Below are 16691 nucleotides of genomic sequence, written 5' to 3' on the forward strand. Positions count from 1 at the left end.
TCCAATGTATGGGTCTCCTGAATTTGTATTTCGTCTATCTGCCAAATAAAAATATAAAAATTTTGGAGTCCGCTCAGGTTTATTAACATAGCAAGTATCAGAGTTGTCTTGCCCTCAATTAAATGCGAACACAAAAAAAGTTTAAATTTTTTTAAATCACTAATTTTGTGTTATGGAAAACAAGAAAAAAGAAAGAATGAGTACCAATAAAAAGACTGAATTGGTACTGCAATTATTGCGAGGTGAGTCACTGGATGAACTTTGTAGAATCCATCATGTATCTGCCAGTCAATTGAGTGAGTGGCGTGATATCTTTGTCAGCAAAGGTAAAGAAGGTTTCCGTAAGAGCTCGGACGATCATCGTCTGCGTGAAGCCCAAGCGATCATTGGTCGCCAAGCCATAGAGCTTGACCTGTATAAAAAAAGATGGTATTGATTCGTCAGATAAAAGAAAAATAGTTTCCATGCTAATCAATACAGAACCAAAACCAAATATTAGATTGGCTCTTAAGGTCAGTGACCTAAGCGTAGGAGCTTGGTATGACAGGCGGTCATTGAAGACAGATAAATGTAAGCCAGGGCCAAAATCTGTGTACTCAGACGTTGAAGTGCTTCAAGCCTTAAGGAAGTATATAGCCGAGCCTATTTTTTATTTAGAAGGCTATAAGAAACTCAAGGTTAGGCTCAAAGAAGAATATGGCATCGATGTGGGTAAGGAAAGGCTAAGAAGGATCATGACAGAAAATGAGCTTCTGTGTCATCAAAAAAACAGATCACACCCACTCAGGTATCATCACGACGGTAAGATCATCACGGATTGTCCCAATCAAATCTGGGGCATGGACATCAAAGAATTTCATACTTGTATAGGAAAAATTTACTTATTTGATATCTCGGATCATTTCAATAGCGAAATTAAAGGATGGTACGTAAACACAACATCCAATGCAAATGATGCGATGCAAGCTCTCAGAAACGCTGTAAGAGCCGAGTTTGGCAATGTGGCCAAAGATGTGTGTAAAGGTACAAATCTAAAGCTCAGAGTGGATCATGGCACTCAATTTGATTCCAAAGCTTTTGAAGATGAATTGAATTTTTAAGCATTTTAAAAGTTCTGCCTTTGTAAGAAGCCCACAAAGCAACGGGGTTATTGAAAGATTCCACAGAACGCTCAAAGAACAATTAACCTTAATCAATACATTTAAAAATATAGACGAAATACATCAAAATATTCATACATTTGTTGCCAAATATAACCAGAAGTGGCTATTGCATAGATTGAAACTTCAATCTCCACTGAAATATAAAGAGGGGAATCCATCGGGTAATACTGAACCAGAGGGAGTCCGTCATTGAGTCGCAGACTCAAAAAAAGATAGTCAGGCCTGAGCTATCTACCTTCGGTACAAAACGTCACCGTCGGTCGTCCGTCATCACAAAGGTATGTAGTCTTTTTTGAATTACAAAACCTTGTTCTGTTAGTAGGCCTTAATGAGTGTTCAGTTAATTAGGGGCAAAACAGAGTTGCATTTTTCCAATTTTTGATATTGTCTTTTCATTGAACGGTCATATTCAAAAGCAGATCCATTTAAAATCGTTAGCCAAGCTTCGCCTATATTTGATTGAACTTCAATTAATGAAAAAAAATTTGCAAATGACTTGTTTTCCCTATTTATTGAGAGACCTGAGACAAACAATACTAAAATAAAATAAACACTAAACCCAATTTTTAAACCATTAGTGATTTGAATATTTTTAAAATCAAGCTTTCTAAAAATTGAGAAATCACTAAATACCAATAATCCATAAAACCAAAGAAAGAGAAAATGTAAATATATAAAATCTACCACTCTTTCAGCAATACTTAAACCATTAGTTCCATAAATGATTAGAAAATGTCCACAAAAAACCGAGAACATTACAATAAAAACAAAATATGGAAATGCTATTCGCTTAATCTTTGAAGTATCGATATTATTAGTTAAATATATAAATAAAAGTGAACTCAAAATCAACTGTCCATTTACTATCCATGTAATAATATTAAAAACTGACGTTGAAAAGGATAAAAATATTAATTTATAAAAGGAATATTCAGAAGCATATTGAGATTTTCTTATCAGATTTGCGGGTGTTGCTATAGAAATAAATGCAAATATTAAAGATATAACAAAAAAAGCTATTAAGTAATTTCGAAATTGTTTAGAATTAAAATTAAACACTAATAATAACCCAATTGTCATTACTGAATAAATCAATGAAATTTCATTTGTACCAATTGTAAAAGTTATGATTAAAATTAATACTAATTGCCAAAATAAACTTATAAAATTTGAAGAATTAAAACATTTGCGCCATAAATAAAATATTAAAACCAAACCATAAAAACCTAATAAATAAGTATGAACAGATGTGAGCATGTACAAAGTATCATAAATTCCTGATACTCCACTAATCCAGGACAACCAAAGAATGGAAGTAGTAGACATAACTAGATTAATATTATGAAAACCAAATACTGCCTTTACGGCTATGCCAATAAATGCTACGATCAAAAGGATATTAACTACAAAAAATACTTTAAATCTGAATAAAGTGTAGAAATTGTCGCTTAGAGAAGAAATCCATGTACTTGAATATCTTCCCATAACATTATTGTAATAAAACTTTTGTTCCTCCCAAAATGTCATTTTTGTAGTCAAGCCTTTTAAATTAGTAACCCAATCCCACTCATGCATACCTAACGGATGATTACAAGTTGCAATTATTAAAAATGGTAAAACAGCTAAAATTAATAATACAAGGAGCATTACATGAATTTTTTTATTCATATTAAATATGTTTTTAATGTGATTAAAAAATAATATTCTGTTTTTAATCTCCAAATTTATAAGATTTTAATGTTCGGCAAATTTCAAAAAATACTGAAATGGCCTTGTACAAAGGTTGCCCTTTGGATAAAGAATATTGAGTATATTTTACATTTATACCAAATTCACTGAATTTCAATTTGTTCCACGCAACTAACCAAATAATTTCTGATGCATGTGCCATTTTTGCAGATCTCAATTTCAAAATTTCCATAGTCTTTCTATTCATCAACCTAAACCCATTATTTGAATCTGTTAGCATCAAACCACAAATTAGATAATTTATTATAACTCCAATCTTTAGGACGATTTTTCTAATAATAGTCATTGAGCTTTTTTCAACATTTGGTAAAAACCTTGATCCTAAAACAATATCTGCATTTTCCGACTTAATAGTATTATACATTTTTAAAATATCTGATGTATCATGCTGTCCATCCGAATCAAAATGAACACAAAACATAAACCCATCTTCGAGAGCCTTTTTCATGCCTGTAACCAATGCGGTCCCTTGCCCGAAGTTTTTAGAATGTTTAATGAGTGATGCTCCATTTATACCTTCATAATTGTAAGAGTCTGAAGACCCATCATCTACTAATATCACTGGCAGATTAAGATCCAGAATTGACCTAACTAATTGTGAAACAATGCTATATGATTCATTATATATTGGAATAATAACTACTAGTTCTCGATCCATATTTAAAATAATTCATAAAACCACCAAATCATTTGTCCAATTAGTTTTTTGACTTTATTGTTTGAGAAGCAGTATCGATTACGGAAATAATACACGTTTCATATTGGCTGAATCTGAGTCTCTTGACTAAATTCCGATGCATTTTTCGTCGACACAGTTTACCCATAATATTTCGGTCTTTTCAATATACTTTACCAGTGACATGACATATTTCGGTTCACAAAGAAACCCCGTTCGTCGTAGCTTCCAAGATTCGATGCAAAATAAGCAGACATCTTTGCCAAAAGTGTACAAATAAAAATGATCATTTACATTGCAGGCTGGAAGCCTTAGTATATGGTATCGTAGCGGGACGCTACGACAAACAATAGGGTATCTTAGCGGGACGCTCCGAAAAACAAAGATACTACAGCTGACCATCAACAAGATTAAAAATTTCTATTGCTATCTTCTTATCATCAAATTCATTTATCGCTTTGTCTCTACCTGCCATGCCCATAGCTGATCTTTGTTGGTAACTTAAGTGCATAAAATGAATAAATGCTTCTTTCAATGCTTCAACATTTCTGATTTCCACTAAAAAGCCATTTAAACCTACGTCTACGGTTTCGGAACATCCTGCCGATAATGTGGTAATTACAGGTTTTGACATAGACATTCCTTCTAATATTATCCTTGGTAAGCCTTCTCTATACGACGGCAAGACGATACAATCAGACTCAGCAATAATAGGCCTTACATCCTTCACAAATCCGTGATAGTAAATGATATCTTCTTCCACCCACTTTATGAGGTCATCCTTATCTATGGTGGCGGGGTTTTCGGCATCCAACTCGCCTACTACCCAAAATGCTACATCTTGTAGGTTCGCTTTGATTTGTCTCGCCGCTTCTACAAATTCTCTGATTCCTTTGTCATAAAGCAGTCTTCCTATAAAAGTAAAAATAGTTTTATCTTTCACTTGTCCATTGGGATACGGATGGTACCAGGTAGTGTCGACACCACAGCCTTTGACAGAAACTGCTCTGTCTCCCGACACAATACCCAACTCTGCAAATAACTCTCTGTCTTCAATATTTTCAAAAATAAACTTCTGATGGAATCCGCCCGAAATTCTGTAAAGCCATGTCATCATTGCCCTTACCAGCCCTTTATTGATAAATGCATAACCCAATCCTGTGACGACAGCTATTGATTTTATCCCCACAATTTTTGCCGCAATGCCACCATAGATATTGGGTTTATTAGTAAAATGCAGGATAATATCAGGCTTAATTTTTTTATACTTTCGTACTAATTCCAACAATAAAAAGATATCTTTGATGGGATTGGTACTATCTCTATCCATCATGCGCAACCCATAGTGTCTCACGGTAGGATATTGCTCCTTGTATGTCAGATACTCATCTACCGGTGCTATTACCACTACGTCCATACCTTCGGCCAAGAACTTATCTATCAGGTTAAGTCTGAAGTTGTAAATATTCCATGTGGAATTCGCTACCAGCGCTATAGTCTGCTTTTTATTTTGTTCCCTCAACAGTTTTAATATTATTCGTAATCGTGTATATTTCTCCAGTTCATCAAAGTATAATCTTCAAATCGGATTGTGTCAGCTCCATTGAAAATGACATTTATATTGGCATGAGGGTCTTTTGATTTAAGCTTTTTCATTGGTGTTAAAAACTCGGATTTAAAAGTCATGCCGGATTTTATCTCGTACATAATAGATTTGTTAAACTCCTTTACCTCTATTAAATCTACTTCCAATCCATTACTATCGCGGAAAAAGAATAAATCAGACTCAAGATGACGATGTGCATTGTACTTCACCTTCTCAGCGATGACCATATTTTCAAAAATAAAACCAAGCTTGTCCGACCTGGACAACTTTTCCTCCTCACTCAGACCTAACAAGTGACACAGCAGCCCGGTATCATAAAAATATAACTTTGGAGATTTTATGAGGCGCTTACCAAAGTTTTTGTGGTACGGTGGTAATAGGAAAATGATATAACCGGATTCCAATATGGTAACCCATGACTTTAAAGTATTTACTGATATATTGAGGTCATTGCTCAGATCATTGTATTTTATCTGAGACCCACACCGATGTGCTATCAATTTAAGAAATGCCCTGAACGTCGTAAGATTACCTACATTTACCAGATCAGATACATCCCGTTCCAGATAAGTACGTATATAATTATTGTAGAACATTTTCGTAGGTATGTCTAAAGCCCATCTGCCTGGATAAAAACCTTTGATCATCATGTCGTAAACATTATTTGACCAATTGGAAATTTGCGCCATCTCCTCAAAGTCCAAAGGATATAAAGTTGATAAATCAACACGACCAGCTAATGACTGTGTAATATTCCGATGTAGTAAATAGTTTTGCGAGCCGGACAATACATATCTACCTGGCACCCTATCAGCATCTACTACGTCCTGTAAATATGAAAATATCTCAGGCATCTTTTGCGCCTCATCTATAATGACTCCATTACTATATCTTTCAAAAAAAACTCTTGGATCTGTCTGTGCCAACAAGGCAGTATCAGGATTCTCCATACTTACATACTCATACTCAGGAAATGCCAGTTTTAATAACGTAGATTTTCCCGCCTGTCTGGGTCCTGCCAAACTCACTATAGGGTAATACTTTGCGGCATTCTGCAAATGCGCTATCATCTTCCTATTCAATGAATCTAAATTATTCATTATCAAATTATTATGCAATTCTTATTTGATCGACAGCACAAATATAGTTAAATATATTAATAAAACCAATATTCTAAACTGACGATTATACATAAACTAAATTGACGGTTTGACATACTTTAAATTGATGATTTTACATAAATTAAACTGACGATTCAACATACTTCAAACTGATGATTTTACATAATTTAAACTGACGGTCTTACATACTTTAAATTGACGATTTTGCATAATCTAAACTGATGATTCTACATAAGTCAAACTGATGATTTTACATAATCTAAACTGACGGTCTTACATACTTTAAATTGACGATTTTGCATAATCTAAACTGATGATTTGACATAAAATAAACTGACGGTTATGCATACTTTAAACTGACAGTTTTACATAAACTAAATAGAGCAAAAAATTATCGTATAAGGAAAAGTAGAGTCAATATGACGTACAATTTGCAGTTTAGGTTCTATATTTTGTTCTGATGGTAGATATTTTATTGTTTTTTGTTTTTCGACACAAATTATTAGTACGAAGGGGAAGTTGTTATTTTCAGACACTTTTCGATAATATTTACGAATTTTTGTAATTGTTTAGGTGTCTAATTTTGTAAAAACTCAATATACCATTTATTGAGTACTTACTTACACCTAAACAATTATTCAGCCTAAATTGCAGACTTGCATCCTTTAAACCGATATGCTTCCACATAATAAATTATCTGTGGGTGTATCCCATTTTTGCACTAAAATTGTTTAAACTGCCCGCTACCCTCATACCCAAGCATAGCTTGGCAGGCTCTGAAGAGCCTGTCAAGCTACGCTTGAGACGTCCCACCCTTTAACTCTTAACTACTAGGATAATCCACTAAATTGGAAACTTAAAAATCAATGTCGTTTAGTTAAGGAATTTTTCTTTGTTTTTACCCTATCTAAATCTTTCCCTTACAAGGGAAAGACTTCATAAAGATGACTTAACTAAACGACATTGACATAAAAATTATATAATATAGTGCAATTTTGGGATACACCCATTATCTGTTTATATAGCAGACATCCTATTCTATTTAAACAGTGCTAATATTTCATCTTTACTTAAAGTACTAAAAGCATTTTCTTCTGTGCTAATGATAGAGTCCGAAAGTGATTTTTTATTTGCCTGCAATTCAATTATTTTTTCTTCTATGGTATCTTTGCATACCAATTTGTAAGCAAAAACATTTTTTTGTCTGACCTATACGATGGGTTCTGTCGATGGCTTGGGCTTCAACAGCGGGATTCCACCATGGATCTACGATATAGACATAGTCCGCTTTTGTCAGGTTGAGACCAGTATTTCCTGCTTTAAGGCTGATTAAGAAAAGTTTGATGTCGTCATTGTCTTCATACTCCTTTACAGCGGCTTTTCTGTTTTGGGTGCTGCCATCAAGATATGCGTATTTAATATGCCTCTCATCGAGTTCCCTTCTGATGAGTGAGAGCATACTGGTAAACTGTGAAAAAATGAGTGCATTGTGACCACCCAATTCATTCTCAATAATGTCCAGAAGTGTATCCGTTTTTACCGATATACTTTTATCTTTATTGATGGCCGTATGGATGAGTTCGGGAGAGTTACAAATCTGTCTCAGCCTTAAAAGTCCTTCGATGATTTTGAGTTTTGATTGACCAAAATTCTTTTCAGTGTCAGCTGCAAGCAAATCATTTCTGATTTCATTTTTCATCGCTTCATAGTATGATTTTTGAGTAGGACCCATCTCGCAGTATATAATATTTTCTATACGCTCAGGAAGATCGGTGGCTACTTGTGACTTGGTGCGACGAAGTAGAAAAGGCTTGACCATCTTTTGCAACAATAGTGCGGTCGGTTGATCTTTATTCTTGTCTATGGGCACTGCAAATTCTTCCTTAAAATTGCCTGCAGATCCAAAGATACCCGGATTTATAAAACTAAACTGGGCAAACAGATCGAAAGTGTTGTTTTCGATAGGTGTACCAGTCATGACGAGACGATTATGACCTTGGAGCAACCTCATAGCCTTATATCGCTGAGATAAGGGGTTTTTGATAGCTTGCGATTCATCTAAGATGATATAATGAAACTTTACATCCTTGAGCCATTCTATATCAGATGTGGCTGTGTCGTAGGTAGTGATGATAAGATCATAAGTGGTAAATTCCTGACCACTCTGATATCGCCCTTGACCGTGATGTATATCATGCCTGAGCCCGGGGCAAAACTTCTTGATCTCAGCATCCCAATTAAACAAAAGACTTTTGGGAACGACAACAAGGCTTGTACCTGCTTTCCTTTCTGCCAAATCCGCTAATAATGACAGTACTTGCAGCGTCTTACCCAGACCCATATCGTCAGCCAGGCACCCACCAAAATTAAGTTCTTCAAGTGTCTTTAGCCATTGATATCCTTCCATTTGGTAAGGTCGGAGCTCTGCCTTGACGGATGAAGGTAACTTGTATCTCTTGCTTTGGTCAAAATCCTGCAGATGTTTTATCTTTTTTGTAATTTCTTTCCGAAGTTTGGTATCTATTTCGTCGTCAAACTGACTATCTAAAAGTCCAAAGTTGAATTTACTTACTACAAGATGATCTCCGTCTTTTTTAGATATTTTGGAAAGTATTTTAAGTTTTTCGATCCATTCTTCCGGCAGTAGTCCTAAACTTCCATCTGAGAGTTGAATAAATTTTTGATTATTTTTTACTGCATCTACCCAGGACTTCAGTTGTACTTTATGTTTGCCGTATTTAATATCTACATTGACATCAAACCAGTCTATCCCTGATGAAATGCCTACTTTGATATTGGCCTTATTTTGATTAAATTTGAATTTGGATAAATTTTCCTGGCCAAAAATAGTAATATTGCGCTGTCGGCATTGGTCAAAAAATTCCAAAAACCACATATTTTCCATCAGAGTATTGATATGCAGGAAGTATTGTCCATACTGTCTGTTTGCTGTCCTGAAATCGGAATGGGCATCCTCCAGAAAATCTGTAAAACCTATAGCATCATCCTGTAGAATATCATATCTTTTGAAAGAAGTTTCTTCTGATTGATATATACTATATGTTGTCAATGGTAAGATGAGCTCTACGTTGTCCTGATACTTAATGACAGGTTTGAAAATAATAAAATCCTCACTCTCTGACAGATATAGTTCATATTTGGGCGTATCCAGTTGTACTACCTCAATATGTAGTGAATCAGGCAGCGTGACATCTACTATCCCGTGACACTCCTGAAGTATAGCATCAATATTTTCTATATTTTTGTCAAAAACCCTAAAAGTAGGTAAGTTTTTATGTATGTGTAGAGTAGTAGGATTTTCATAAATATAACCCTGGTTATTAAAAATACAAAAACCCACACGCATTTCAAAGTGTTTTTCATTGATAAAATAAATATCTTTCTGATCCTTAAAAATATCAAAACAGGTATTTAAATATTCATTGATCTTACTATCATATGAGGGACTTTGATTTATTGCTTCGTCATCTTTATTGTAATTTTCTTCGTCATCATCATATTCGTCATCATCATATTCATCATCATCATATTCATCATCATCATATCCGTCATCTTCGTCTTCGTCATAATATGAATTATAACTATAATCATTGGTGTTGATCATATGCTCTGGATGATATGGTAGATCTAATAAGAATTCTTTATATGGGTTACTCTTTCCCATTTTTTTCAACAATTGTTCATGATAGTAGTCAATTTCCGGTTCCTTTCCTGTATAATAAAAGATGTATTTCTGATCTCCAATAGTAAAATATTTAAGCATACCATACTTATCAGCGATATCTACTATCTCAATATGCATCTGTAAATCAACCTCGCTAAAACTGATAGGGAATACATCGTTGATACTGTATTCATCGATTCTTTTGTAACCACCACCTATGTCCAATACATGATAGAGAGTACTTGCGATAGCCTTTTTGGTCATAAAGCAATTTTGCAATTTGAGTTTTTCTGATGGATACATTACTGACTTCTTGCTCTAGCATCTTCAGTGTATTATAAAAATCAAGCTGTGTATCATCCAGATATCTGGGACGCTCTACAAGTTTAAAACTGGAACTAAGTTTATTGAGTGCTTTATTTTGTTTTGCTTGCCCTAAGTAGCTAAAGCGGTTAGTAGTGGCCTTTTCAGAAATCCAAAAAATTACATTGGCCATCAGATAGTCTTTTTTCGATATATCTTTCAATATACCACCTACCAATGGAACTCTATTTTCGGACTTCAATGATGTCAAATTCAACTGGGGCTTGATATCGCTGGATCTGAGGTAGTTGGCCACAGATTTGGTCAATTCAATATCGTATCCCTCACCGACAAACTTCAGCTTAAAAAATAATTTGATATCCGTACTGCTGACCTTTGATTTCTCACTAAAGGTATCAACTAATTCCTGATAACTGTATTTTCCGGTTTTCAACAATATATTGAGCCACGCTTCTTCGTTAAAAATGTGAGCCACTTCGTTCTCAGGAATTACATTTATTTTTGATTGTGGAGAGTATGAAGGTTCAATGATGATATCACTATTCACTCTTTTAAATATAAACTTTACTAAGCTGATATTACCGGAATATGTTTTAGCAGAAATATTGACTTCGAGCCAGTCATTTTCAATCAAAAAAACGGAGTACTCCCTTGGTCCAGGATAACCAAACTTAAATAAAACCTTGATCCGTTGCTGTATCACATCGGTATCGGTAGTAGTAAGCTTTAAGACTGTCTCTTTTGCCCCGGGAATCTTAAAGTCTGATATTAGAGACAGGTTTCTTAACTTTATGGTATTATCAGTATTAGTACTGGTAATACTGACATCTTTAATGTTTGAGGTTAGCTTGCTGTAGGCCTTTTCATCTTCCATTTTGTTTAAATGCAAAAGAAAATGCGCCTTATGCGCGCAATATTTATGGCTACTCCGACAGTTACATGTCATTTTTATGATCTCATTATTACCATCATAATACAAACCTGTATCATAACCTTCAATGGAAGTAAAAATGACTTTCTTGCTCTGATCTAAGGTTACCGTTTGAATAGTCCTCATGATAGCCGGCGTCTTAAACGCCGTAAGCATTATATCTATTTCCTTCTTCAGGAGTTTTGAAATTGCTGGTTTTAGAAACATATATTATGATAAATGACTGTTATATTCAAAAAATTGCGCAAAAACTTTTGGGACATTTAGCTCAAGCGCTTTACCACTTCCTTGATCTCCTGTTCATCAGACTTGGGATAGATCAATAATGCATGGTCTTCATCCACTACGATGTAGTCATGCAGCCCTTTGATGACGATAGTTTTATCATTATTAGATATAACTATCGTGTCTTGGCAATCCATGAGGTGGATATTTTTACCTATGGTTACTGTATCGGTATCTGCAGCAAGGTAGGCGTGTAAACTACTCCAAGTACCCAAATCGCTCCAACCTATATCTGAGGGTACAGTATACACATTATTGGCCCGTTCCAGAATGGCATAATCGATGGATATATTATTGGTTTTGGGATAGACGTCATCAATATAACTTTGTTCGTATTCTGTATTGAAGGCCGACAAATTTTGGGATAGCACCTCAATGATTTCTGGAGCGTTTTGTGCAAATGATGATAAAATGGACCGAATACTCCATACAAACATTCCAGCATTCCAAAGATATTGCCCAGAATCCAAATATTGCTGAGCAGTTTGGGAGTCCGGCTTTTCCTTAAATGCACCTACTTTGTATATCCCTTCCTGCACGGCATCTTTATGATATTTGATATAGCCATAACCCGTGTCTGGCCTCGTGGGAGAGATGCCAAGTGTGACTAATGCATCATGATGCTCTGCAAAAGCAAATGCTTGCTCTAACTTGTGACGGTAGGCATCTTCCTTGAGAATGATGTGATCAGATGGCAGTACTGCAAAACTTGCCTCAGGATCTTTTTGGCTTATCTTCAATGCCATGTAAGCTATGCAAGGAGCCGTATTATTCATACTGGGCTCACACAAGATATTGCTTTCCGGCACTTCGGGTAAGTGCTCCATGACCAAAGCCTTGTACCTCTTATTGGTCAGGATCATAATACGATCAGGCGGACACAAGGGAAGCACCCGCTCAAATGTCATACGTATCAATGATTTCCCTACTCCAAGTATATCCAAAAACTGCTTGGGCCTATCCGTAGTACTTGACGGCCAAAAACGACTTCCGATGCCGCCTGCCATGATGGCTATATATCTGTTCATTTTCTTGTCATTTATAATGATAATCGAAACTTTAATTTTGATATTACATGTAATTCGAAAGTAAATATTTCGATTATCATCATTTTTTATCTCCCGAAATCATCCTGCAACCTCACGATATCATCTTCATCTGAAGGATGCCCGGCATCAGTATGCTTCCATATTTCTGCTATGAATCCCCATTTATCTCTGCCTATCAATCTGTGCCGCTCGCCACAAGCCAAGGTGAGTAATTTTCCTTTGCGCATATGTTGCACGTCACCCTGCATATCAGTATCACTCTTGATATAGCCTGCCTGGCCATCAATCAACTTCCACAATTCTGCTCGTCTGTGATGGTACTGCCAGGAAAGTCTTTTGCCCGGAGCTACACAAAGTATTTTGGGGCTTAAGGGTAGTGATGACGCCATGAGCTCGGTTTTTAATTCGGGGTAAAAAGCATCAATAAAAGCTTCTTTACTTGTGGTGTCAATAACAAAAAAACCTCCCCAAGGTCTGGAAAGGTCTTTTGTTGAATAATTAATATTTTTCAAAAGCAATAGCTGCTCGACTTTTTTATTGATTTTGTCCATACCTAAATGTATATTTTTATAAAAGTTATCAATTTTGTCTACTCTGCTATGGTTTTATCATCTTTTCGTTGAAAAAAAGAGCAGGAACATTACTTTTTTTGTACAACTCATTATAAAGTCCGATTTCTTTACCTATGGTATCCTGCATATAATCCTGATATGATTTCCATTGTTTATTAATATCCATCATTCTGATTTTTGCAGCTTGTGGCACTCTCGGATCATGTTGATCAACAAAACCTTTTAGTTCAAAGTACTGAGCATTCAGCATACTTGGAAAATTGATTACATCCTGAAAATTGTTTTGTTTGGTTTGAACCAATTGTGCTTCCCAGTGATCTATTTTTTCTATCAATGCTTTTCCAGCTTCTGTCAGAGACTTAAAGTCATCTTTACTTTTGTACTGTTCATTGTACTGTTCTATTTGTTTTCTTACCTTTCTGATATCATTGACATGGTTGTGTATCTCTTTGATTTTATTTTCTACATCTCTCATAAAAGATTGCTGATCAGTCCATTGCTCTTTGCTTATATCTTTCAGGTTGGGATCATTGACCACTTCAAAGGTAGTTTGTGATGACATGCCTTTATAGTTAATTTTACCCTTGTATGTACCCGGAGCCAATCTGTATCCTGTATAATCACCATAGACAAAAGCATTTGGTATTTCCGGTAGAGTCTCACTCTTGAAGTCCCAAGCAAATCTGTTGATACCCTTTTCTGCAGTAATCACCGTCGGAGCAGGTGGACCACCGGGAAATGATTTAAAATCCTTGTTCTTGATATTGGTAAAACTACGGATGACGTTGTCATTGTTGTCCAGTATCTGCAAAGTCACAACAGTGGTATCCGCCTTTTCAGGTAAAAAATAATCGAGCAAAACCCCTGCTGTTGGGTTCTGACCTGTACCAGGAGGAGCTACCATCCATGAAGGGGCAAAAGCCTCAAACTTGTAGGTGGATTTTGGGGTATATATCTTCACCTGATCAGGTTTCAATGCTGATTGTTGTATCGCACTCAGGTCGTCCAGGATCCAAAAGGCACGTCCTGCAGTAGAAACCACCAGATCATTATCTGCAAAAGCGATATCTGTCACAGGGACCACCGGAAGATTGAGTTGGAAAAGATGCCATTGGTTACCTCCATCTGATGAAATGTAAAATCCTCTCTCAGCTCCGCCATAAAGCAGATTTTTGACTTTTTTGTCTTCTCTGATGACCCTGATGAAGTCGTCCGGTCTTACACCCTGATTGATTTTTGTCCAGGTTTTACCGTAGTCTGTGGTCTTAAAACACATATTGGCAAAATCATTGAACTTGTACTTAGTTGCAGCTATATATGCTGTACCTTTATCATGGGGAGATACCTCGATACTATTGATGAGGCACTCATCCAGACCCAGAGGTGTGATAGCCGTCCAATTTTGTCCACCATCACGGGTGACATGTACCAATCCGCAATCACTTCCTGAATATAATACCCCTTTTTCAAGTGATGACTCAATCAAATATGAAATCGTATTGTAATTTTCGCCACCTGCACCTTCGTTGGTTATCGGGGCACCTCCCAGGTCTTGCTTTAAAGTATCATTGCGCGTCAGGTCGGGACTCACCACATCCCATGTCAATCCTCCGTCTTGTGTCTTAAACACCATTTGTCCGGCATGATAGATGACTTTAGGGTCGTGAGGAGAAGCGATAATCGGTGCATTCCAGTTGTAACGATATCTCATTTTTTTAGGCTGCAATGCCAGAATATTAGCAGGGTATTGAGTGATCTCTTTAGTATGACCATTTTCAATATTCAAAACACTGATACCACCCTGATAACATCCGCCATATAAAAGTTTCGGATTTTTAGGATCGAAAGCTACGAAAGCACTCTCACATCCCGGGCCGATACTCCAGTCTTTGTCTGTGATGCCGATGCCATTGTTTCTGCTGGAAATGATGACCGATGTGTTGTCTTGCTGTCCGCCATACACCTTGTAAGGAAACTGCTGATCTACATTGACCCTGTAAAACTGAGCTGTGGGTTGATTATTGAGTGATGACCATGTCTTACCACCATTATAGGTGATTTCTCCTCCACCATCGTCGCCCAAAATCATATTCTGATTGTTTTCCGGATGGATCCAAAGATCGTGTGTATCTCCATGTCCTACCCTGATCGGAGCAAAAGTTTTACCACCATCTATAGACTTTGTCATAGGTGCATTGAGCACATATACGACATCTGCCTGCACCGGATCTGCAAATACCTCCATATAATACCAAGATCGAGCGGTGATAAGTTGATTGTTGCTCATCAATTGCCAGCTTTTACCGGCATTGTCAGATCGGTAAAGGCCTGCTACAGATTTTTCTGCTTCTACGATAGCGTACACCCTGTCCGGATTTGCCCTTGAAACGGAGACCCCGATTTTACCCATTTCTTTTGGTAACCCTTCATTGATCTTTTGCCAGGTATCACCACCATCGGCAGATTTCCACATCCCGCAACCTTTGCCACCACTGCGAACCTGCCATGGCAATCGTCGGTGCTCCCAGGTAGCAGCATACAATATCAAAGGATTGTGGTGATCCATACTTAGCGATGACGCCCCGGAATTGGCATCTACAAAAAGGGTTTTCTTCCATGTCTGACCACCATCTATACTTTTGTAAATCCCTCTTTCATCATTGGCACCATGAGCAGCACCCTGAGCAGCTACATAGACAATATCAGGATTGGCAGGATGTATTATGACATCAGAAATGTGTCTTGTCTTTTCCAGGCCAAGATGTTTCCATGTTTTGCCGGCATCGGTTGATTTATACACACCATCACCATAGGTCGTCATCACACCTCTTATGGCGTGCTCACCCATGCCTACATAAATGATATTTGGATTGGACTCGCTGACAGCTATGTCACCTATAGAACTTGTATTAAACTGACCATCAGATGTATTGACCCAAGTGATCCCTGCATCTTCTGTTTTCCATAGGCCTCCGCCTGTATATCCTGTGTAATACAACTTGTCATTTCCTGTGACACCTGATACGGCATTGGACCTTCCTCCACGGAATGGACCAATGTTGCGCCATTTAAGTCCCTTATATAAATTGGCATCAAATGAAGGTGTAGTCACTGCTGAAACAACAGGTGTTTTAGTTTGTTTTTCTTTGTTTTTTTGCCCAAAAGCTACAAAACTGAAGAGCAATAAAAATGAAAATAAAATACTTCTTGTCATGATTAATTGGCTTTATTGATTTGACGGCAAGTTAAAAATAATAATCAAGGGCTTTATAATAATTGTTCAAAAATTGACTTTTATTTTGATAGATTTTTGGCTTTTTCCTGCGCTCATTCATAGTTCGTCGTGCGTAATTCGGCCCTGCTACCCCTGCCTGACGACAGTCGGCAGGCAGGTATGGCCCCTTATAGGGGAATCCTGCACTCATTCGTAGTTCGCTGTTCGCATTTTTGCCCTGCAACCCGTGCCCCTTAAAGGGAAGACCCACGCTTTTCATCGCTCAAATCATTCAGATTGTTCAAATCATTCAAAT

12 protein-coding genes are annotated in these 16691 nt (G+C 36.6%); 3 read left to right on the forward strand and 9 right to left on the reverse strand.

Annotation, left to right across the window (positions count from 1 at the left end; all coding sequences use genetic code 11):
• The first annotated feature begins 172 nt into the window (after nt 1-172).
• The 3 genes from IPK35_17975 to IPK35_17985 are packed head-to-tail and all read left to right on the forward strand — an operon-like array spanning nt 173 to nt 1356.
• The gene (locus IPK35_17975) at nt 173-436 is read left to right on the forward strand and encodes a helix-turn-helix domain-containing protein (protein MBK8055104.1); all 264 of its coding nucleotides are present in this window, start codon (nt 173-175) and stop codon (nt 434-436) included.
• The gene (locus IPK35_17980) at nt 408-1100 is read left to right on the forward strand and encodes a DDE-type integrase/transposase/recombinase (protein ID MBK8055105.1); all 693 of its coding nucleotides are present in this window, start codon (nt 408-410) and stop codon (nt 1098-1100) included. Before IPK35_17975 ends, IPK35_17980 begins: the two co-directional genes overlap by 29 nt.
• Nucleotides 1093-1356, forward strand: a complete 264-nt coding sequence (locus IPK35_17985; protein ID MBK8055106.1) for a transposase — start codon at nt 1093-1095, stop codon at nt 1354-1356. The genes IPK35_17980 and IPK35_17985 overlap by 8 nt, the downstream gene beginning before the upstream one ends.
• A 143-nt stretch (nt 1357-1499) precedes the next feature.
• Here IPK35_17985 and IPK35_17990 read toward each other — a convergent pair whose 3' ends face one another.
• The 9 genes from IPK35_17990 to IPK35_18030 form a co-directional block, all read right to left on the reverse strand.
• On the reverse strand, nt 1500-2831 hold the full coding sequence (locus IPK35_17990) for a hypothetical protein (GenBank protein MBK8055107.1): 1332 nt from the start codon (nt 2829-2831) through the stop codon (nt 1500-1502).
• Between the two features lie 43 nt (nt 2832-2874).
• The gene (locus IPK35_17995; protein MBK8055108.1) at nt 2875-3570 is read right to left on the reverse strand and encodes a glycosyltransferase family 2 protein; all 696 of its coding nucleotides are present in this window, start codon (nt 3568-3570) and stop codon (nt 2875-2877) included.
• Between the two features lie 406 nt (nt 3571-3976).
• The gene (locus IPK35_18000; GenBank protein MBK8055109.1) at nt 3977-5110 is read right to left on the reverse strand and encodes a glycosyltransferase family 4 protein; all 1134 of its coding nucleotides are present in this window, start codon (nt 5108-5110) and stop codon (nt 3977-3979) included.
• An 11-nt stretch (nt 5111-5121) separates the two neighbouring features.
• Nucleotides 5122-6294: an ATP-binding protein gene (locus IPK35_18005; GenBank protein MBK8055110.1), complete on the reverse strand. Its 1173-nt coding sequence runs from the start codon at nt 6292-6294 to the stop codon at nt 5122-5124.
• A gap of 1162 nt (nt 6295-7456) precedes the next feature.
• The gene (locus tag IPK35_18010; protein MBK8055111.1) at nt 7457-10264 is read right to left on the reverse strand and encodes a DEAD/DEAH box helicase family protein; all 2808 of its coding nucleotides are present in this window, start codon (nt 10262-10264) and stop codon (nt 7457-7459) included.
• Entirely contained in the window at nt 10191-11462 is a 1272-nt protein-coding gene (locus tag IPK35_18015; protein ID MBK8055112.1) for a hypothetical protein, read from the reverse strand. The genes IPK35_18010 and IPK35_18015 overlap by 74 nt, the downstream gene beginning before the upstream one ends.
• A gap of 56 nt (nt 11463-11518) precedes the next feature.
• Complete coding sequence (locus IPK35_18020) at nt 11519-12568, reverse strand: mannose-1-phosphate guanylyltransferase (protein MBK8055113.1); 1050 nt, start codon at nt 12566-12568, stop codon at nt 11519-11521.
• A gap of 86 nt (nt 12569-12654) precedes the next feature.
• On the reverse strand, nt 12655-13140 hold the full coding sequence (locus tag IPK35_18025; protein MBK8055114.1) for a phosphoheptose isomerase: 486 nt from the start codon (nt 13138-13140) through the stop codon (nt 12655-12657).
• Nucleotides 13141-13186: 46 nt separating this feature from the next.
• On the reverse strand, nt 13187-16375 hold the full coding sequence (locus tag IPK35_18030; GenBank protein MBK8055115.1) for a glycosyl hydrolase: 3189 nt from the start codon (nt 16373-16375) through the stop codon (nt 13187-13189).
• Between the last annotated feature and the right edge of the window lie 316 nt (nt 16376-16691).

It is taken from the genome of Saprospiraceae bacterium (genome assembly GCA_016713025.1).
Classification (GTDB): Bacteria; Bacteroidota; Bacteroidia; order Chitinophagales; family Saprospiraceae; genus OLB9.